Source organism: Sorangium sp. So ce145, assembly GCF_051525985.1.
Lineage (GTDB): Bacteria > Myxococcota_A > Polyangia > Polyangiales > Polyangiaceae > Sorangium > Sorangium cellulosum_B.
In genome coordinates this window covers 6,693,534-6,712,284 of the sequence record NZ_CP150315.1, presented here as the reverse complement: position 1 = coordinate 6,712,284, position 18,751 = coordinate 6,693,534, and the positions used below count along the sequence as shown (strand labels likewise).

The window sequence follows — 18,751 nt, the reverse complement described above, 5'->3', positions numbered from 1 at the left end:
CGAGACACCATGGCGCGAAAGGGGGAAGCGCGCGTGGGGCTCTCCAGGAACAACCGCCACTCGGGAACCCCATGAACAGCGAGCTCTCTCAGGATCTTGGCGCGAGCGCCGCCCGGCAGGAGCACCTGCGCGACGTGGTCGAGCACGCCGGACACCTCCTGCCGGCGCAGGGGCCGATCGGCGTGTTCGTCCACCACAACACGTTGCACGCGTTCCAGCACCTGCCGTTCCATGACGCGCTCGCCGCGGCGAGCGCCATCTTCGAGGCCGAGCCGTATCTCTCCGAGGCAGATTACCGAGCGCACATCGCGTCGGGTCGGATCGGCGACGAGGACCTCGAGGCCGCGCTCGCGGGGCGGTTCGCCGCGCAGCCGGACGAACGGCGGGGCCCGCTGACCCGGCGCGAGATCGAGCGGCTCGCGCTGCGCCATCCGATCGAGGCCGAGACGGCAGCGGGCCTGCTGTGGCGTATCTCCGAGGCCGGGGAGACGCGCAGGCTCCGGGCCGACGTCCCCGACGAGCGGCGCCGGCGCATCGTCCAGAGCACGGAGCGCTGGCTCGAGGCGCGCCCTGAGATCGCTGCGCGCCTCCTCGACCGGGCGGGCCGCGATCCGGAGGCGCGCGCCGCCCTCGCGCTCTGGGACGCGTGCCGCGCCGTGACGCTGCCGCCCGCCCCGCCCCTGGAGCCGCCGCTCGTCGAGCGCGTGGGCGAAGGCCGGTCGCACCGCGATCTGCTGGTCGAGCTGGCGGGCGAGGATCCGGCCGAGCTCATCGATCCGCTCATGATCCGGTTCCTCGGCGCCTACCTCGACGAGGGCATTGCACACTGGACGATGCCCGATCGAGCGAAGGGGCTGTGGCGCTGCTTTCGCGACATGGCGCTCGAGGGCTCCCGGCTGGCCGCCCCGGCCTTCGTCGGGCTCGACGCGGAGCTCCGCCGGTTCGACGCGGAGGCGCTGTCGCCGCCCGCGATCGCCGTCCGCGCCCTCGAGGAGCTCTCCGTCGCCGAGGATCACTGGGACGTGTACGTGACACGCGTGCTGCTCGAGCTGCCGGGCTGGGCCGGCATGATCCACCGCCTCGAGCACACGCCGAGCGACCGGCCTCCGGGATCGCCGCCCGTGTCGCTGGTCGAGTACCTCGCCGCGCGCCTGACGCTCGCCCGGTACGCGCTGCGCGACGTCGCGCGCCGGCGGCTGGGGTACCGAGGGCCGCTCGCCGGCCTCGTCGAGCATGCACGGCGCGCCGCGCGGCCGCCTGCGCCGCCGTCGAGCTCGCCTGACCACGCTCGGCCGTTCCGTCTGTTCCAGCTCGCTCAGCTCGCCGGCCTCTCGGCCGCCGAGATCGAGCCGCTCTCCAAGGCGGAGCGCGTCTGGGCGCTCGAGGCGCTCGAGGCGTTCGACGAGATAACGCGGCGCCGCGTCCTGCATGAGGCCTACGAGCACCACCACCGTACCGAGGTGCTGCACGGGATCGCCGCGAACCTCCGCCGCCCGGAGGAGGAGCGCTCCGTCGAGGCGCCCCGCTTCCAGGTCGCGTTCTGCATCGACGACCGCTGCGAGGGCCTCCGGAGGCATTTCGAGGAGCTCTCGCCGCGGCACGAGACCTTCGGCGTGGCCGGGTTCTTCGGCGTGCCGATCCGCTACCGCGGGCTCGACGACGCCGGCCACGTGAGCCTCTGCCCGGTCGGCGTGGAGCCGGCGCACGAGATCGTCGAGCGGCCGCACGAGGAGGAGGCGGGCTGGCGCCGAAAGGCTCGCCGCAAGCGCTGGGCGCGGCTCCTGCACGCGCTGGGGCGCGGTACCCGCACCCTGGCGCGCGGCGTGCTGCTCACACCGACCCTGGGCCTCCTGTCCACCGTCCCTCTCGTGGGACGCACCCTCTTTCCGCGGGCCGCGGCGCGGCTGCGCCGGGCTCTCGAGCGGCGCCTGCTCCCGCCGGTGCCGACGCGGCTCCACAGCCCGCGCGACGAGGGCTCCGCCGCGGGCGGCGAGGGGCAGCCGTTCACCGCCGCGGCCAAGGCGGCCCGCGTGGCCGCCACGCTGGAGAACATGGGGCTCACGCGCGGCTTCGCGCCGATCGTGGTCGTGCTCGGCCACGGGGCGACCAGCGTGAACAACCCGCACCAGTCGGCGTACGACTGCGGCGCGTGCGGCGGCCGTCACGGCGGCCCGAACGCGCGGCTGTTCGCGGCCATGGCGAACGATCCCGAGGTCCGCGTGCTGCTCGCCGCGCGCGGGATCGACATCCCGGACGGGACCTTCTTCCTCGGCGGCATGAACAACACGACGACGGACGAGATCGTCCTCTACGACAAGCACCTCGTGCCTTCGTCCCACCGCGGCGAGCTCTCGGCGCTGGTCGGAGCGCTCGACGCCGCGCGCCAGCAGCACGCGCACGAGCGCTGCCGGAGGTTCGCGTCGGCGCCGCGCGAGGGCGACGCCGCGCGGGCGCTGGCGCACGTCGAGGCGCGCGCCGCGGATCTCAGCGAGGCGCGGCCCGAGCTGGGGCACGTGACCAACGCGGTTTGCGTCGTCGGCCGCCGCTCGCTCACCCGCGGGCTGTTCCTCGACCGCAGGGCGTTCCTCGTCTCGTACGACCCGATCCAGGACCAGGGCGGAGCGATCCTCGAGCGCGTCCTGCTCGCGGTCGGCCCGGTCGGGGCAGGGATCAACCTCGAGTACTACTTCTCCTGCGTCGACAACCGCCGTTACGGCGCCGGCACCAAGCTCCCTCACAACCTCGCCTCGCTGCTCGGGGTCATGGAGGGATCGCTGAGCGACCTGCGCACCGGGCTGCCGAAGCAGATGATCGAGATCCACGAGCCGGTGCGCCTGCTCGTCGTCGTCGAGGCGAGCACGGACACGGCCGCCGCGCTCTACGCGCGGCAGCCGGCCCTCCGCGAGCTCATCGGCAACGGCTGGATCCAGCTCGCCTGCGTCGATCCTGCGACGCGCCGGATCGCGTGCTTCACGGGCGACGGCTTCGCGCCGTTCTCTCCGCCGGATCAACCCTTGCCCGCGGTCCAGCGCTCGGCCGACTGGTACGCCGGGAGGTCCGGCTTCGTTCCGCCTGCGCTCATTCGAGCCGCGTCCACGCGGCCACGTGAGGTCGTCGACCATGCTGTCTGATGTGCTCCTCGGCAAGCTCGCCGCGCTCGCCGTGCTCTCTCCGGCGGCGGCGTTCGCCGCGCTCGGCGCCTACCTGCTGCTCCTTCGCACGCCGAGCGAGCGCGTCGTGTCGCGCGTCGTGCTCTCCACGCTCGCGCTCTCGCTCGCGGCCTCGCTGGCGATATGGCTGTCGGCCGTCGCGGCGCCCTACGCGTTCGTCCCGGTGGCGCTCGGCCACTGGTTCGAGCTCGGCGATTATGCGTTCGAGGTCGTCCTGCTCGTCGATCGGCTGTCGGCGACGATGATGCTCCTCGTCTCGCTGATCGCGCTCCTGGTCGGCAGGTTCTCGGTGGCGTACCTGCACCGCGAGCCGGGCTTCGCGCGCTTCTTCCTGCTCCTGGCGCTGTTCTCGACGGGGATGCTGGGGCTCGTGTCGGCGGGCACCGTCGACCTCCTCTTCGCCGGCTGGGAGCTCGTCGGCGCGACGAGCGTGCTGCTCGTGGCCTTCTTCCACGAGCGCGAGGCGCCGCCGCGGGCCGCGGTGCGGGTGTACATCACCTACCGGCTCTGCGACATCGGGCTGCTCGGGGGCGCGGTGCTCATGCACGACGTCGCCCGCTCCTCGCAGTGGGGCGAGGTGTTCGGCGGCTCGCCCTGGCCCGGGGCCGCCGCGTCGCTCGGGCCCGGCGCGGCCACGGCGCTCGCGCTGTGCCTGTTCCTCGCCGCGATGGGCAAGAGCGCGCAGTTTCCTCTGGGCAGCTGGCTGCCGCGGGCCATGGAGGGGCCGACGCCATCGAGCGCGCTCTTCTACGGCGCCATCTCGGTGCACGCCGGGGTGTACCTCATGCTCCGCGCGGCCCCGCTGCTCCAGCGCTCGCTCGCCGCGAGCGTGGTGATCACCTGCGTCGGGGCGGCGACGGCCGTCTACGGCACGATGGTGGGGCGCGTGCAGGCGGACGTGAAGGGCGCGCTCGCGCACGCGACGATGACGCAGGTGGGGCTCATGTTCGTGGAGATCGGGCTCGGGCTCTACTGGCTCGCGCTCGTCCACCTGTTCGCTCACGCCTGCCTGCGCTGCCTCCAGCTGCTGCGCGCCCCCTCGGCGCTCCGCGACGCGCAGGACATCCGGGCCGCGCACGCCGGCGAGCCGCTGCCGCACGTCGGGCTCGCTGGCCGGCTCCTGCCGGCGGCGCTCGTGCGGCGCGCGTACTGGCTGTCGCTCGACCGCTTCCACCTCGAGGGGCTGCAGGAGCGGCTGGTCGCCGCGCCGCTGATGCGCCTCGGGCGCCTGCTCGACCGGAGCGAGCGCCGCTGGGTGGCGGCGCTGAGCGGCTGGCCTGAGCGCACCACCGCGGAGCCCGGCGACGAGGACGCGCGCGACGCGACAGAGCACGCGGCGGCCTTCCAGCCCCGCGCGCGCGATACGAAGAGGGCTCGCACGTGAACGCCTTTCCGCTCCTCGGGACGCTCATCCTCACGCCCGCGATCGCGGCGCTGTTCGCCGCCCGGGCGCGCAGCGACGAGCGCGCGCGCCGCGTCGCCCTCCTCGGTGCGGCGCTGACCCTGCTCCTCTCGCTGCTGCCGCTCGCGCTCTCCCACGCCGGCGTCGCGCTCACCGCCGGGGGGCCCGCCTTGCCGCTCCTCGGCGCGCGCCTCCGCCTCGGCCTCGACGGCTTCACCATCACGTTGCTCCCGCTGCTCGGCTTCGTCCTGCTCGCCCTGCTCGCCGCGAGCCCGCGCGCCGCGATCGATCCGCCCAGCGCCGCCGCGCTGCTCGCCACCGGCAGCGCCATCCTCGGCGTGTTCTGCGCGGTCGATCTCGCGGTGCTCGCGGCGGCGTGGGTCGCCGCGCTCGTGCCGGTGGAGCGTCTGGTCGCCAGCAAGGGCGCCGAGGACCCGCTCCTCCGGCGCACCTGCCGCATCTTCCTGCTGGGGGGCACGGCGCCGCTCGTCGTGGCGATCGGCGCCATCGCCGTGCTCGCCGCGCGCCAGGGCGCCGCGCTGCCGTTCGACGTCGAGGAGATCGCCCGCGCCGGCGTCCCCGAAGCATGGCAGTCGCCGCTGTTCGCGCTCGTCGGCATCGCCGTGCTGATGCGCATGGCCGCGGTGCCGTTCCACGGCTGGCTGCCGGTGCTGCTGGAGCGGGGGCCGCTCGGCGTGACCATCCTGCTCGCCCAGATGCAGGTCGGCGTCTGCGTGCTCGTTCGCGTGGGGGTGACGCTCCTGCCCGTGGGCTCGGCCAACGGCATGCCGATCCTCGCCGTGCTCGGCCTGATCAGCGCGCTGCACGGCGCGGTGCTCGCGCTGGTCCAGACCGATCTGCGCCGGCTGCTCGGCTACCTCGTGGCGAGCCAGAAGGGGCTCGTGCTCCTGGGGGTCGCCTCGCTGAGCCCGCAGAGCGTGAGCGGCGCGCTCCTGCAGAGCGTCGCCTTGTCGATCGCGATCACGGGGCTCGCGATGGTCGTCGGCGCGATCGAGGCGCGCGCCGGTACGGCGGACACGCGGGAGCTCGGCGGCCTCGTCGCCCGGACGCCCCGCATGGCCGCCTTTTTCTTCCTGCTCGCGTGCGCCATGATCGGGATGCCGGGGGCGCTCTCGTTCGTGAGCGAGGACCTGCTCCTGCACGGAATCTTGCACGCCCATCCCGTGCTCGCGGTGCTGGCGCTGACGGCGGCGGCGCTCAACGGGATCACGCTGTTCCGGGCGTTCCAGCGGACCTTCCTGGGGCCGCTCCGGCGCCACCTGAAGGGCGCCGCGCTGGAGGCGCTCGTGCTCCGCGAGCGAGCGTTCCTGCTCGCGCTGGTCGCGCTCACCCTGGTCCTGGGGGTGGCCCCGGCGCGGCTGATCTCGATCCATGCGCCGGTGGTCGAGCGGGTCGTCCACGACGTGGCGCACGGCGCGCAGTCGCGCGTCGCGGCGGCTGCGAACCGCCGCTCCATCGACGCGGACGGCCGAGCGCCCCGTCGCGACGGGCGGCCGTCGCCCTGAGCCGCGTCCGGCGGATGGCGCGCGCACCGCGCTCGCCGCCGCCGGGGGTGGCTCAGAGCAGGTAGCGCTCTCCCGAGTCGGGCAGCACGGTCACGATCGTCCCGCGCACCCTGCGCGCGATCTCCACGGCCGCGTGGACGTTGGCGCCGGAGCTCGGCCCGACGAGGAGCCCCTCCTCGCGGGCGAGCCGCCGCGCCATGCGCGAGGCGCCCGCCTCGGTCACCGTCAGGATCTCGTCGATGAGCGATCGCTCGAGGATCGCCGGGACGAAGCCGGGGCCGAGGCCCTGGATGCCGTGGGGGCCGGGGCCTCGCCCGGAGAGCACGGCGCTCTTCGTCGGCTCGACGGCGCAGATGCGGACCGCGCCGCCGAGCTGATCCCGGAGCACGCGCCCGCAGCCGGTCAGCGTGCCGCCGGTGCCCACGCCGACGACGAAGGCCGCGATGTCGCCGCCGGTCTGCGCGAGGATCTCGAGGCCGGTGGCGCGCGCGTGGGCGCCGGGGTTCGCCGGGTTCTGGAACTGCTGGCTCATCCACCCGCCGGGGGTCGCCTCGCAGATCTCGATCGCGCGGGCGACCGCGCCGGCCATGCCCTGGCCCTCGGGCGTGAGGACGATCTCGGCGCCGTACGCGCGGAGGACGTGCCGGCGCTCGACGCTCATGTCCTCGGGCATGACCACCACGCAGCGGTAGCCGCGCACGGCGGCGATCATCGCGAGGCTGATCCCCGTGTTGCCGCTCGTCGCCTCGACGATGGTCGACCCTCTCCTGAGGATCCCTTCGCGCTCGGCGCAGAGCACCATGCCGAGCGCCGCCCTGTCCTTGACGCTGCCGCCCGGGTTCATCGACTCGAGCTTGCCGTAGACGACGCCTCCGCCCTCGGGCGAGATCCGGGCAAGGCGGACGAGCGGCGTGCCGCCGATGAGCGACAGGGCGTCCGGCACGACCGGACCGACGCGGACCGCGCCAGCAGGCGGAGGAGCCGAGCTCTCACCAGGCGCGTCGGGCGGACTCGGCGGTCCGTCGCCCGGTGCTCGAGGGGACGACATGCCGCCAGTGTACACGTGAACAGGGCATCCCCGGGCAACGTGCCGGAGCGCACGCCCCTCCAGGGGCGCCGGCCCGCTTTACATCGAGATCTCCGAGAGAACCCCGTAATGATCCGAAGCGGCGACGCCGTTGCGGATCTCCTCGAAGACGACCCTCGACGAGAGCGGCTTGCCTCGCCCCTGCGCGTCCGGGCCGCGGACGAAGACGTAATCGATGCGGCGGGGGTACTCGTTCGTGATGGCCGCGAACGGGTTCCGCACCGGATCGAAGGTGAATCCGGGGCCCTTGCCCGTCTGGTCGAAGGTGTCGGCGAAGTAGACGCTCTTCTGGTTCAGGGCGTGCAGCCCCTTCATGAACCGGATCTCCGTGGCCTCGGGCTGCGCGTTGAAGTCGCCTACGACGATGGGCGGCAGGCCCTCCATGGGTGCCTCGCGCATGACGATGTCGGCCACGGCCGCGACCTGCGCCTCGCGCACGGCGCCGTGGTGGAACTTCCAGTTGAGGTGGGTGACGAAGAACGGGATCGCGCCGTGGGGCGACCCGAGCTCGGCGAGCAGGATCGAGCGCTTCTCGTCGGTCTCACCCGTGGGCAGGGGGAACGCCTGGCTCCGCGCGATCGGCCAGCGCGAGAGCACGGCGTTGCCGAAGAGCACGCCGCCGCCGAGGTCGTGCGCGGCGCCGAACGCGACCTCGTAGCCGAGCCCGTCCGCGATGCCGTCGGCCAGCGAGCGGCCCTCGTACGACAGCACCTCCTGGAGGCCGACAACGTCGGGATCGAGCTCGCGGAGACCCTCCCGGATGACCTCGAGGCGCGCCTCCCACGGGTCGTGGCGGTTCCAGATGTTCAGGGTGAGCACCCGGAGGGAGCTGCGAACACGGATGCCGGATCCGCCGTGCGGGGAGCCGCTGACCCCGGAGCCTTCTCGAGGACGTTCCATGCCGACGGGCTACGCCAGCTGCGCGCCCGGATCCAGCCGTGATACGAAGGGCCCGGCGCAGGCCGCTGCCCCTCCGGCGCGGAAGGGCGGCCTTGACCGGGAGAACCCTGAATGATCACGTGTGCTCGTCGACGCGGGCGGCCTGGATCGGCCTCCTTCCGACCTCGGACCTCGCTCCGCATGACCGCGAGCTTCCTCCTGCTCGCGCTGGTCGCCGGTTGCGAGAGCAAGATGGATCCCAAGGAGTGCGACAAAGTCCGCGGCGACGCCTTCGAGATGGTGAACAAGGCGCAGCACTGCAACACGGACGCCGACTGCCGTCAGAGCGAGTGGCCGGGCTGTGCGAAGCCCATCAGCAACGCGACCTTCGACAAGATCAAGCCCCTCTCGGAGAGCTACAAGACGGGCAAGTGCGAGGAGCCCAAGGTGGACTGCAAGCCCCCGCCGGACTCCTACTGCAAGCAGGGGCTCTGCGTGCACCGCGAGATCGGCACGCCGGAGGGGGCGGGCAACACGCCCACCGACCAGATCCAGATCCAGTGATCCCCGCCGCGCCGTCCGCCAGCGAGCCCCGCGGGCCGCTGCGCGGCGGCGCTGCCCGAGCGCGGCGCGGGCCGGCGCGCGCCGCGCGCGGGGCCGCGCTGCCGGGCGCAAACGGGCGCGCCGCCTCGGTACGCGCTTGACGCGCGAACCCGCAGGGGCCACGGACGCGGCTGTGAGCGAAGGCTTCTATCGCGGCAAGCGCGTCGTGGTGACCGGCGCCGGCGGGTTCATCGGCAGCCACCTCGTCGAGGCGCTGGTCCGGGAGGGCGCGTGCGTGAGGGCGCTCGTCCGGTACACCTCGGGCTCGCGGCGCGGGCACCTCGACCGGCTCCCCGAGGACGTCCTCGCGCAGGTCGAGGTCGTCCCCGGCAACGTGGAGGACGCGGGCGCGGTCCGGTCGCTCGTGCGCGGCGCCGACGTCGTGTTCCACCTCGCGGCCCTGATCGGGATCCCCTACTCGTATGTGGCCCCGCAGCAGTACGTGGCGACCAACGTGCAGGGCACGCTGAACGTCCTCGAGGCGGCGCGCGAGCACGGCGCGCGCGTTGTCCACACGTCGACGAGCGAGACCTACGGCACCGCGCGCTACACGCCCATCGACGAGGCGCACCCCCTGACCGGCCAGTCCCCGTACTCGGCCACGAAGATCGGCGCCGACAAGCTCGCCGAGAGCTATCACCTCTCGTTCGGCCTCGAGGTGGCGACCATCCGGCCGTTCAACACCTACGGCCCGCGGCAGTCGTCGCGCGCGATCATCCCGAGCGTGATGCAGCAGCTCGCCGCCGGCAGCGCCGCGCTCCGCATCGGCAGCACCGCGCCGGTGCGGGACCTCAACTTCGTGACCGACACCGTCGCCGGCTTCCTCCTCGTCGGATCGAGCGCGCGGGCCGTGGGGCAGACGCTCAACGTCGGGAGCGGGCGCGCCATCTCCATCGGCGATCTGGTCCGCCTCATCTTCGAGGTGACGGGCAAGCGCGCGGAGCTCGTGACGGACGACGCCCGGGTGCGCCCCGACGCGAGCGAGGTCATGGTGCTGCTCGCCGATTTCCGTCGCGCCGCGGAGCTCGTCGGCTACGCGCCCCGCGTGCCGCTCGAGGAGGGGCTCGCGCGGACGTACGCCTATGTCGAGCGTCACCTCACCGATTACCGGCCGCGCGAGTACGCGATCTGACGCGCGCGGCCGGGGGCCGGCGCCTCGCGCGCCCTCTCCGCGGGGCGCCGGCTGGATGGATGGAAGGCCATGTGGAAGATACCTCTCAGCGATCTCTCGTTCGGGCCTGAAGAAGCCGAGGCTGCGCGGCAGGTCGTCGCGTCGGGCTGGTTGACGATGGGGGAGCGGACGGCGCAGTTCGAGCGGGAGCTCGGCGAGGCGCTCGGCACCCCGAGGGTGCTCGCCGTGACGAACTGCACCGCCGCGCTGCACCTCGCGTACACCGCGCTCTCCGTGGGCCCCGGCGACGAGGTGATCTGCCCGAGCCTCACGTTCGTGGCGACCGCCAACGCCGCGCTCCTGTGCGGGGCCAGCGTGGTGCTCGCCGACATCGTCGGCGACGACGACCTCAGCGTCGATCCCGCTGACATCGTCCGCAAGATCACCCCGAGGACGCGGGCGATCGCGGTCGTCCATTACGCCGGCTACCCTTGCGACATGGACGCGATCTGCGCGATCGCGGCCGAGCGGGGGCTCGCGGTGGTCGAGGACGCGGCGCACGCGCCGCTCGCGACCTACCGGGGCAGGGCGCTCGGGACGCTGGGGGACGTCGGCTGCCTGAGCTTCTTCTCGAACAAGAACCTCGCGGTCGGCGAGGGGGGGGCCGTGATCGCGAGGGACGACGCGCTCCACGCGCGCATGCGGCTCCTCCGCGCGCACGGGATGACGACGCTCACCCTCGATCGGCACAAGGGGCACGCGTTCACCTACGACGTCGTGGACGCGGGCATGAACTACCGCATCGACGAGATCCGCAGCGCCATCGGCCTCGTGCAGCTCGGCCGGCTCGCGGCGGGCAACGCGCGTCGGCGCGCGCTCGCGGCGCGCTACCACGAGCGCCTCGCCGGGGCGCGGGGCATCGGGCTGCCGTACCGCGACTTCTACGCGCGCGGGCTGGGGGAGAGCGCGCACCACCTCATGCCGGTGCTCCTGCCCGAGGGCACCTCGCGCGAGGCCGTGATGGAGGCCATGAAGGCGCGCGGGGTCCAGACGAGCGTGCACTACACGCCGATCCACCGCTTCTCGCACCACGGCGCCTCGGACCGGGTGCGCAAGGAGGGGCTCTCGCGGACGGACGCGATCGCGGGCCGCGAGCTCACGCTGCCGCTCCACCCGCGCATGGCCGACGCCGACGTCGACGCCGTGTGCGAGGCGCTCGCCGCGTCACTCCGGTAGGTACCGCTGCCGGTTCTTCTCGAACTCTTCCTGCGCCTCGGCGAAGTCGTCGCTCCTTCCGATGTCGAGCCAGTGGCCCCGGAAGGGGAAGGTGGCCACCGGCTCGCCGGCGCCGAGCAGCGCGTGCATCAGGTCGTCGAACCCGAACGGCCGGCCCTCGGGGATGAAAGGCAGCACGCCGCGGCTCATCGCGTAGATGCCCATGCTGACCCAGAACGTGTACGTCGGCTTCTCGCGGAAGCTGACGACGCGCCCGTCTGCGCCGAGGTCGAGCACCCCCAGGTCGATCTTCGAGGCGCGCTCGCAGACGGCGACGGTGAGCGGCGATCCGGTCGACTCGCCCGTCCGGTGGAGCGCCGTGAAGTCGAGATCGCTGAGGATGTCGCCGTTCATCACGAGGAAGCGCTCCGGCAGGTCCCGCTCGATCACCCGGAGCGGACCCACGGTCCCGAGCGGCGTATCCTCGCGCTGGTAGGCGATGCGCAGCCCGTATCGGCTCCCCTCGCCGACGACCGCCTCGATGAGCGCGGCCTGGTGGCCGACGCACATCACGACGTCGGTGACCCCCGCCCGCGCCAGCTGCCGGAGGAGGATCTCGACGATCGTGTGATCCCCGATCGGCATGAGCGGCTTCGGAATAAGGGCGGTGTAGGGGCGGAGCCGGGACCCTTTGCCGCCGGCAAGCACGACTGCCTTCATGCGATGACGTATACCCACGCGCTGCCCGGACGGGTGACCATTCCGCAGAATTTCACGCTTGCCCGGCCCGCGGCGTCCTCTCCGATTGACTCTCTTCGGGCTGCTCTATTACTGGTTGGAGAGCGTCCCGCGGCAGGTCAGCCCCGGCGTGGGGCGATTCATCCCTCACAGGCGACTTGGGCAGCAATCATGACGATGGTACCTCCGTCCCGTACCCCCGCCAGGAAGCGCCGGAAGCTCGGATATCGAGGCAGCGGCACCTTCGCCATGTGCAGCGCCGGCCCGCACCCGGGCGGTCCGCTCTTCCGGCAGCTGTGCACGCTCGCCGACCGCTTCAACGCGTGCGAGGGCGATCCGGCCGCGGCGCAGATCGGGAGCGTGCTCTCGCTGCTCGCCCTCTACGCAACCAAGCCGAACGACCGGGATTTCCGGTTGCCGTTCGGCTCCTTCGTCATGGATCTCGCCCTCGCCGACGAGGCGCGGGCCCGGGCGCCGGGCGGCGGGCCCGTCCCGTACGGGCGCCCGCTGCTCGCTCGCTGACCTGGGCTTCATGAGCACGCGAGAGCTACCGACACGACCAGCGGGGCGCAGCAAGCGGACGGCGTCGGCCTCGGTGGTGCTCATCGTGAGCGCCAGCGAGCAGCTCGCGGAGCGTTGCCGGCGGCTGGTCTTCGTCGAAGGCGCCGACCTGCTCGCGTGCGATCTCGTGTCGCTGCGCGGCAGCGCGGCATGGCTGCACCCGCTGGCCATCGTGATGACGCAGGACGTGCGGGCGTTCGATCCGGAAGGGTTCATGGAGCTGTCGCGGCGCATCGGCGCCGAGCTCGTGGTGCTCCCCTCCGAGAACGTGTCGGACACACAGCTCACCGCGATGATCACGGCGGCGCTGGACATCGCCCAGCGCCGCCGGACCGACTGACGGCGAAGAGCGGCGGTCGAGGCGCGTCAGTCGCGCGGCGGGAGGACGTCGCCGGACCGGCTCGCCCGCAGGCATCCCTCGTCGAGGCCCAGCTTGCACGCCTTCGTGAACAGCTCGACCGCCTTCCGGTCGTCGCGCTTCACGCCCTCGCCCTCCGCGTGGAGATGTCCGAGCTCGACGCAGGCGGGGGCGTTCCCGCGCTCGCAGACGCGCTGGAACAGCGCGGCCGCGCGTCCGGGATCGGCGCTCGCGCCCTGGCCGTGGAGGTAGGCCCTGCCCGCCGCGAGGCATCCGAGGTTCGCGCCCGCGTGGCATGCGCGCGCGTGCCAGTAGAGCGCCGCCTCGTCCGCCTCGCTCGCCCCGCCGGCGCCGCCCGCGCGCGCGAGCCGATCGTGGTAGGCGTCGCCGAGCCGCAAGCAGCCGCGCGCGCTCCCCTCCGCGCACGCCTTCTCGAACAGCGTCATCGCCCGCTCCACGTCGATCGAGACGATCGCTCCGCCCAGGTACATCGATCCCAGCGTCACGCAGTCCTCGATCTGGTGGTCGGCGCAGCCGTTCGTACAGCCGACGAGATCGTCCGCCTCGCAGGGCAGCCGCAGCGGCGGCGGGGCCGCCTCGGCGCTCGCCGCGGCCCGCGGCGTCGCCGCGCGCCCCTCGGGTGCGGGTCGGCCCGGATCGGCAGGGCGCCGCGCCGCGGTCGCGCTGCTGCAGCCGCAGAGGAAGAGCGCGCCGAGGAGCGACTGGGCGAGTTCGCGCACGTGCATGCTCGAACTCATGACACACAGGGAGCGCTCTCCCAATGCCGCCCCTCGGGCACATTCAACCCCGCCGCGTTTGCCCCGGGCGCGCACGTTTGCCCCGGGCGCGCGGGATAAGGGGGGCGCTCCAGGGCTGGTCCCGCGCCGGGCCTCGGTGTACACGGAGCCGATGCCCCAGATGAGCCCTCCTCCGCTGCAAACGCTTGATGAGCCGAACCTCGAGGCGCTCGTCGAGCTGATGTTCCTCGCGGCGTTCGCCGACGGCGAGTTCAGCCCGGAGGAGAAGATCCATTTCGCCCGGAGCGTAGAGTCGCTCACGGATCGACGGATCCCGCAGAGCACCATGGACACGCTCCTCCAGACCGTGGTGGAGCAGCTCCACAAGGAGGGCCGCGCGGCCCGGCTCGCGTCGCTCAAGGAACGGCTCGCCAGCCCGCAGGCCCGGAAGGTCGCCTTCTTCCTGGCCGCTCAGGTCGTGGTCGCCGACGGGATCGTCAGGAGCAGCGAGCGCGAGCTCTTGCTCGACGTCGCCGCGGCGCTCGAGCTCGATCAGGCCGAGGCCGCGGAGATCGTGCGGAAGCTCGCCGCTTCATGAGCGGCCGGCCGCCCTCGGCGCGCCGCGTGCGGGGGGACAGGGGCGCCCCCTGCGCCGCGAACGCGGGCCGCGCGCGGCGGGGTGAACGGGCGCCAGCGTTTTCGGTTACGATGGCCTCGCCGTGACCTGGTCTTCCACTGGTAGTTTCCTGATCCCGTTTCCGGTGCCGGGCTCAGCGCTGACCTCCACCCGGGGGACGTACGTGATCGGGGCGCTCATCGGCGATGGGCAGTATGGCTCGGTGTACGAGTGCAGCGGGCCGTTCGATCAGGTGTACGCCCTGAAGATGCTGCGGCCGGCGAACAAGCCCTACCAGGTCGTCAAGGAAGAGTGGTCGCGCGAGATGCTCCGCCTGGAGAGCTTCCGCCACCCGAACATCGTCTACATCCACGACGCGTTCGAGGTGAATTACCTGTTCTACCTGGCGCTCGAGCGGTGCGACACGAGCCTCCGGGCGCTGCTCGGCGCCCCGTTCCAGCCGCCGCTGCTCCTGGAGCTCGCGCGCCAGCTGCTGATGACGCTGCAGTACCTGCACGACAACGGCGTCGTGCACGCCGACCTGCACGCGGGCAACGTGCTCATCTCCCAGCTCGACCACAGGCCGCTCGTCAAGCTCACCGACTTCGGCGTCGCGCACCAGCTCGACGGCGTCACCCGCTGGTTCCGCCCGCAGGTCGCGAACCCGAAGATCCTCGTGCCGGAGCTCGTGACGGCGGGCTACACGACGACGCAGAGCGACCTCTACCAGCTCGGCCTGCTCATGTACCAGATGCACACCGGGCAACCGGCCATCGACGTGAACGTCGCCTACGAGGAGATCACGCGGCAGATCGCCGAGGGCACCCCCCGGCAGAAGGCCGAGGCGCTCGGCACGCCGCTCAGCCAGGTGATCGCCAAGCTGCTGCGCCGCCGCGACGCCTACCGCTACCACTCCGCCCGCGATGTCTGGGACGATCTGCGCCAGCTCCGCTGGGCGTAGCGCGATCTCCGCTGCGTCCCGCGCGCGTTCCGGGCTAGATATCGCGGCATGATCGCCGCCGAAACGCCACGCGTCGTCTCGCTCACGCCCGCGGTCTTCCACCTGCCGGACGCGGTGAACCAGGTCTCCCGCACCTACGGGGAGAGCCCGATCGTCCCGCGCGGCCCCCGGCTCCGGCCGCTGCTCGACCGGGCACGGCACGGCATCGTCGAGGCCCTCGGCGCGCCCAGCTACGAGGCCATCCTCCTCACGGGGTCGGGATCGACCTCCATGGCCGCCGTGCTCGGCTCCTGCTTGCGGCGCGACGAGCGGCTCCTCGTCGTCCGGAACGGCGCCTACGGCGACCGGATCTTCGAGTACGCCGCCACGCTCGGCCAGCCGGTTGTCGACATGTGCCTGCCTTACGGCGAGAGGCCGGACCTCGAGAAGATCGAGGCCATCCTGGCGGCGGACGAGGTCGACGCGGTGGCCATGGTCTACGGGGGCACGTCGACGTGCACGTTGAACCCCTTGCCCGAGGTGGGCGCGCTCGCCCGGAAGTACGGCAAGAAGCTCCTCGTCGACGGCATCAGCGCGCTCTTCGTCGAGCCGCTGGCCCTCGAGGGCTCGGGCATCGCCGCCGTCATGGGCTCGTGCAACAAGGGCCTGCACAGCCACCCGAACCTGACGGTGGCGCTGGTCCGGAAGGATCTGCTCGCCGAGATGGAGCGGATCCCCGCCCGCGTCCCGAGCCTGGAGCTCCACAAGACCTGGCGCGCCCAGCAGGGCGGCGCGCACCCCTACACGATCGATCCGATGAGCCTCTGCCAGGTGATCGCGGCGCTCGAGCACCTCGCCGCCACCGGCGGCGTCGCCGGGCGTCACGCCGTGTACCAGGCGCGCTGCGCGATCCTGCGCCCCGGCTACGAGCGCCTCGGGCTGACGATCGCGCGCTGGGAGAACATGCCGCTCCAGTCGATCGGGACGGCGCTGCACATCCCGGCCGGGCGGACCTACGACGAGATGGCGAGCCGGCTCGCCAGCGAGCCGGTCGATGGGCACGTGTTCGAGATCTACGCCGCCCAGGGGAAGCTCTCGGACCGGCTGTTCCGGATCTTCCACATGGGTGAGTACCCGCTCGAGGCCTACGAGATCTTCCTCAAGGCGCTCGCGCGCGTCGTCTGAGCGCGGGGCCCGCGGCTCACTCCGCGCGGCCGCCTGCGGCTCACTTCGCCTCCTTGGGCGCCTCCTTCTTCTCGGCCGGCGCCGCGGGCTTGTCGCCCTTGGCCGCCTTGTCGCCCGCGGGCTTGGCCGCCTTGTCGGCCGTGGTCTTCCCGGCCTTGTCGTCCCCGGCCGCGTCCTTCGCCGCGTCGCCGACGCCGAGCAGCTCGATGTCGAAGACCAGCGTCGCCTTGGCCGGGATCTTCGGCGGGCTGCCCGCGTCGCCGTAGCCGAGCCGGGAGGGGATCGTGAGCTTGCGCTTGCCGCCCACCTTCATGCCGGCAACGCCCTGGTCCCAGCCCTTGATGACCTCCGACGCGCCGAGCGTGAACTCGAACGGCTCGCGGCCGACGGAGGAGTCGAACTCGGCGTTGTTCTTCAGCAGGCGCCCCGTGTAGTGGACGCGGACTTTGTCGCCGTCCTTCGCCTCGGGGCCGGTGCCCACGACGGTGTCTTCCTTGATGAGATCGGCGGGCTCCGGCTCGGCGGGCTTCACCACCGGCACGGCGCTGCCCGGCGGCAGATCCGGCTCGGGGACCTTCTCCTCGCAGCCCGCGACCGGGCCGAGGAGGACAGCGCAGGAGATGGCGATGACGATTTGGAGGGGCTTCATGGCGCCACGTCTTACGCACCCGGCGCTGGGCGATCAACGGTCACCCGACGCGCCCGGGGGCCTCCCGGCCGTCCGGGTTTCCGTTGCAGCGCTCCGGCCCGCGCGGTTAGGGTGCGGCCACCTTGGCTCGCGCGTTCTCCGTCGCTGCCCTGGCGATCGCCGAGGGGGGCGCCAATGCCGTTGGCGCGGTGCGCTTCACCTGCGCCGAGGCGGAGCTCGAGGTCGAGCTGGTCCGGGTCGCCGGCTACGCCGAGGGGTTCGCCCTGGGCGCCGTGGCGGCGCCGGTCCGGTTCGGGGTGCCCTACACCGCGATCCGCGGCCTCTTCCGGCGCGGCAAGGCGCTCTGCGTGGCGCTCGATCCGTCCGCGTGCTCGCCGCACAACTGCTTCGTCCTCGCGCGCTTCGAGGGCGATCTGCCCGGGGTGCCCGGCGTGACCTCGCCGGCGGCGATGGAGGCGATGGAGAGCGCCTACCGCGCGCGCCTCAACGCCCGCATGGCGAGCTGGATCGCACCGGCGCCGCTCGGCGTGCTCGCGGCCGCCCTGTCCCCCGACTATCTCGCGAGCGGCCCGCTCGGGACCGCGTCGCTCGCGTGCCTCGTCGCGCTCGCGACCTGGCTCGCGCTGCGCTTCGTCGCGCGGCTCGCGACCTGGGGAGGGCCGCCCTCGGACCGCCTGCGCGACGCGCTCGTGGCGGAGATGTCGAGCCGCATGGGCTTCGCGTCGGAGCGGCTCGCGGCCTCGTCCCCCGGCTCGCCGGCTGCGCCCGTGTTCGCGCCCCGCCCGACGCCGCTCGGCGAGCGGCCGGGGCGCGAACAGAGGCGCGGCGTCGAGGAGGGGATCGACGCGCTCCCGCTCCGGGCGCGCGTGCTCGTGCCCGCGGCGCTTGCGGTGATCGGCATCGTGGCGACGATGGCGTTCGTGCAGCGGTTCGCGGCCCCTCGCGATCAGCCGCCGGCCGAGCGGCGCGCGGCGCGCGGCGTCGGGCAGGCGACCCGGGGAGCCACCGCCGCGCTCCTCGCGAGCGAGGCCCGGGAGCGCGCCGAGCCGTCGTTCCCGCACTGCCTCTGCGATCGCGCCGACTCGCCGCTCTGGCGGGCGGGGGTGCCGATCCTCAGCCTGCTCGGATCGACCGGGCCGGACGACGGCGCCGGGGTGATCGCGCCGATCCTGCGGCGGGACCGCGCGGACGACGACGCCGAGAGCGAGGCCGGCGCGGGGCAGGGCGACGCCGCCGGGGAGCCGCGCGACGCCGGAGCGGAGCCGGGCGACGCGGGCCGGGCCGGCCGCGCGACGCGGCCGGCGCGTGGCCGCTACGATTTCGAGCTCGCGGTCGTGAACAACAGCGGCGCGCCCGTCAGCGACTTCCGCGTGCTGCTCACGTTCGCGCGGCGCGATCGCCGCGGCGAGCGCGCCGGCATCACCGAGCGCGGGCTGTTCTGGGAGGGCGCGCTCGGGCCGGGGCGCGCTGTGAAGTGGCACGTCGAAGCGCCCGGGACGGAGGTGAAGATCGAGCCGGGCGTGACGGGCATGCTCGACGGCGAGACCGGCGTGGCGTCGCCCGACGCCTTCTTCCAGCTGACGCGCGCGCGCTACCGCGTGGTGCGCATCCACGCGGCGATGATGCTCGCCTGGCTCCGCGACCCGCGCGCCCGCGACGCGCTCGTGGCGCTCCTGCCCGCCGCGCCTGCGGAGGAGGCGATGCTCGGCCGGATCCGGCGCGCCACGGCCGATGTCATCCCGTGCTCGGCCGCGGTCGTCGAGGGGCGGCTGCGCGCGTGCCTCTTCAACGGCGGCGTGAACCCGGTGCGCGGCGTGACGCTGCGCGAGGTCGCGGCGGGCGAGGGCAGCGCGCCTCGCTCCTGGCCCGTCGCGGCGACCCTTCCGGTGCACGAGGGGGTGGAGGTGACCCTGCCCCTCGAGGGGAGCGCGGCGCCCGAGGAGCTCGAGGTGGTCCCGCAGGAGCGATGAGCCG

Annotated in this window: 17 protein-coding genes; 12 read left to right on the top strand and 5 right to left on the bottom strand. The window is 73.3% G+C overall.

Translation table 11 applies throughout. The features are described from left to right. Positions 1-71: 71 nt before the first annotated feature. The 3 genes from WMF34_RS24640 to WMF34_RS24630 are packed head-to-tail and all read left to right on the top strand — an operon-like array spanning position 72 to position 6,098. Positions 72-3,131, top strand: a complete 3,060-nt coding sequence (locus WMF34_RS24640) for a YbcC family protein (RefSeq protein WP_437989301.1) — start codon at positions 72-74, stop codon at positions 3,129-3,131. After that, positions 3,121-4,554, top strand: a complete 1,434-nt coding sequence (locus tag WMF34_RS24635) for a proton-conducting transporter transmembrane domain-containing protein (protein WP_437989300.1) — start codon at positions 3,121-3,123, stop codon at positions 4,552-4,554. Before WMF34_RS24640 ends, WMF34_RS24635 begins: the two co-directional genes overlap by 11 nt. Further along, on the top strand, positions 4,551-6,098 hold the full coding sequence (locus WMF34_RS24630) for a complex I subunit 4 family protein (RefSeq protein ID WP_437989299.1): 1,548 nt from the start codon (positions 4,551-4,553) through the stop codon (positions 6,096-6,098). Before WMF34_RS24635 ends, WMF34_RS24630 begins: the two co-directional genes overlap by 4 nt. A gap of 52 nt (positions 6,099-6,150) precedes the next feature. Here WMF34_RS24630 and cysK read toward each other — a convergent pair whose 3' ends face one another. Together cysK and WMF34_RS24620 are read right to left on the bottom strand one after the other, a co-directional pair. Next, entirely contained in the window at positions 6,151-7,041 is an 891-nt protein-coding gene (gene cysK, locus WMF34_RS24625) for a cysteine synthase A (protein WP_012237418.1), read from the bottom strand. Positions 7,042-7,224: 183 nt separating this feature from the next. Further along, positions 7,225-8,085, bottom strand: a complete 861-nt coding sequence (locus WMF34_RS24620) for an endonuclease/exonuclease/phosphatase family protein (RefSeq protein WP_012237417.1) — start codon at positions 8,083-8,085, stop codon at positions 7,225-7,227. A 180-nt stretch (positions 8,086-8,265) separates the two neighbouring features. On the opposite strand from WMF34_RS24620, the gene WMF34_RS24615 reads away from it, so the two are divergent. The 3 genes from WMF34_RS24615 (at position 8,266) to WMF34_RS24605 (ending at position 11,014) form a co-directional block, all read left to right on the top strand. After that, positions 8,266-8,628 carry a hypothetical protein gene (locus WMF34_RS24615; protein ID WP_044965677.1) on the top strand — a complete coding sequence of 121 codons (363 nt, stop codon included), beginning with the start codon at positions 8,266-8,268 and terminating at the stop codon, positions 8,626-8,628. 172 nt (positions 8,629-8,800) lie between these two features. Continuing rightward, positions 8,801-9,799, top strand: coding sequence for an SDR family NAD(P)-dependent oxidoreductase (locus tag WMF34_RS24610; protein ID WP_437989298.1), 999 nt, complete (start codon positions 8,801-8,803; stop codon positions 9,797-9,799). Between the two features lie 69 nt (positions 9,800-9,868). Next, positions 9,869-11,014 carry a DegT/DnrJ/EryC1/StrS family aminotransferase gene (locus WMF34_RS24605; protein ID WP_437989297.1) on the top strand — a complete coding sequence of 382 codons (1,146 nt, stop codon included), beginning with the start codon at positions 9,869-9,871 and terminating at the stop codon, positions 11,012-11,014. On the opposite strand, the gene WMF34_RS24600 is transcribed toward WMF34_RS24605, so the two are convergent. After that, positions 11,003-11,713, bottom strand: coding sequence for a nucleotidyltransferase family protein (locus WMF34_RS24600; RefSeq protein ID WP_437989296.1), 711 nt, complete (start codon positions 11,711-11,713; stop codon positions 11,003-11,005). The genes WMF34_RS24605 and WMF34_RS24600 overlap by 12 nt on opposite strands. 189 nt (positions 11,714-11,902) lie before the next feature. Here WMF34_RS24600 and WMF34_RS24595 point away from each other — a divergent pair, with 189 nt between their 5' ends. Then, positions 11,903-12,253: a hypothetical protein gene (locus tag WMF34_RS24595; protein ID WP_012237413.1), complete on the top strand. Its 351-nt coding sequence runs from the start codon at positions 11,903-11,905 to the stop codon at positions 12,251-12,253. A 10-nt stretch (positions 12,254-12,263) separates the two neighbouring features. Then, on the top strand, positions 12,264-12,632 hold the full coding sequence (locus WMF34_RS24590; RefSeq protein ID WP_012237412.1) for a hypothetical protein: 369 nt from the start codon (positions 12,264-12,266) through the stop codon (positions 12,630-12,632). Positions 12,633-12,658: 26 nt separating this feature from the next. On the opposite strand, the gene WMF34_RS24585 is transcribed toward WMF34_RS24590, so the two are convergent. Next, complete coding sequence (locus WMF34_RS24585; RefSeq protein ID WP_437989295.1) at positions 12,659-13,396, bottom strand: tetratricopeptide repeat protein; 738 nt, start codon at positions 13,394-13,396, stop codon at positions 12,659-12,661. 172 nt (positions 13,397-13,568) lie between these two features. On the opposite strand from WMF34_RS24585, the gene WMF34_RS24580 reads away from it, so the two are divergent. The 3 genes from WMF34_RS24580 (at position 13,569) to WMF34_RS24570 (ending at position 16,128) form a co-directional block, all read left to right on the top strand. Next, entirely contained in the window at positions 13,569-13,985 is a 417-nt protein-coding gene (locus WMF34_RS24580; protein WP_437292677.1) for a tellurite resistance TerB family protein, read from the top strand. A 121-nt stretch (positions 13,986-14,106) separates the two neighbouring features. Then, positions 14,107-14,964, top strand: a complete 858-nt coding sequence (locus WMF34_RS24575; protein WP_012237410.1) for a serine/threonine protein kinase — start codon at positions 14,107-14,109, stop codon at positions 14,962-14,964. Positions 14,965-15,012: 48 nt separating this feature from the next. Next, positions 15,013-16,128, top strand: coding sequence for a pyridoxal-phosphate-dependent aminotransferase family protein (locus WMF34_RS24570; RefSeq protein WP_012237409.1), 1,116 nt, complete (start codon positions 15,013-15,015; stop codon positions 16,126-16,128). 40 nt (positions 16,129-16,168) lie between these two features. On the opposite strand, the gene WMF34_RS24565 is transcribed toward WMF34_RS24570, so the two are convergent. Continuing rightward, entirely contained in the window at positions 16,169-16,777 is a 609-nt protein-coding gene (locus tag WMF34_RS24565) for an FKBP-type peptidyl-prolyl cis-trans isomerase (RefSeq protein ID WP_437739181.1), read from the bottom strand. Positions 16,778-16,899: 122 nt separating this feature from the next. Here WMF34_RS24565 and WMF34_RS24560 point away from each other — a divergent pair, with 122 nt between their 5' ends. Then, entirely contained in the window at positions 16,900-18,747 is a 1,848-nt protein-coding gene (locus WMF34_RS24560; RefSeq protein ID WP_437989294.1) for a hypothetical protein, read from the top strand. Positions 18,748-18,751: the final 4 nt, after the last annotated feature.

What these genes read in the sequence shown, in the direction of transcription:
- WMF34_RS24635 (WP_437989300.1), top strand. Translation starts at nt 3,121, where the DNA reads ATGCTGTCTGATGTGCTCCTCGGCAAGCTCGCCGCGCTCGCCGTGCTC.
- WMF34_RS24565 (WP_437739181.1), bottom strand. Translation starts at nt 16,777, where the DNA reads ATGAAGCCCCTCCAAATCGTCATCGCCATCTCCTGCGCTGTCCTCCTC.
- WMF34_RS24590 (WP_012237412.1), top strand. Translation starts at nt 12,264, where the DNA reads ATGAGCACGCGAGAGCTACCGACACGACCAGCGGGGCGCAGCAAGCGG.
- WMF34_RS24580 (WP_437292677.1), top strand. Translation starts at nt 13,569, where the DNA reads ATGAGCCCTCCTCCGCTGCAAACGCTTGATGAGCCGAACCTCGAGGCG.
- WMF34_RS24585 (WP_437989295.1), bottom strand. Translation starts at nt 13,396, where the DNA reads ATGCACGTGCGCGAACTCGCCCAGTCGCTCCTCGGCGCGCTCTTCCTC.
- WMF34_RS24620 (WP_012237417.1), bottom strand. Translation starts at nt 8,085, where the DNA reads ATGGAACGTCCTCGAGAAGGCTCCGGGGTCAGCGGCTCCCCGCACGGC.
- WMF34_RS24595 (WP_012237413.1), top strand. Translation starts at nt 11,903, where the DNA reads ATGACGATGGTACCTCCGTCCCGTACCCCCGCCAGGAAGCGCCGGAAG.
- WMF34_RS24640 (WP_437989301.1), top strand. Translation starts at nt 72, where the DNA reads ATGAACAGCGAGCTCTCTCAGGATCTTGGCGCGAGCGCCGCCCGGCAG.
- WMF34_RS24600 (WP_437989296.1), bottom strand. Translation starts at nt 11,713, where the DNA reads ATGAAGGCAGTCGTGCTTGCCGGCGGCAAAGGGTCCCGGCTCCGCCCC.
- WMF34_RS24615 (WP_044965677.1), top strand. Translation starts at nt 8,266, where the DNA reads ATGACCGCGAGCTTCCTCCTGCTCGCGCTGGTCGCCGGTTGCGAGAGC.
- WMF34_RS24570 (WP_012237409.1), top strand. Translation starts at nt 15,013, where the DNA reads ATGATCGCCGCCGAAACGCCACGCGTCGTCTCGCTCACGCCCGCGGTC.
- WMF34_RS24605 (WP_437989297.1), top strand. Translation starts at nt 9,869, where the DNA reads ATGTGGAAGATACCTCTCAGCGATCTCTCGTTCGGGCCTGAAGAAGCC.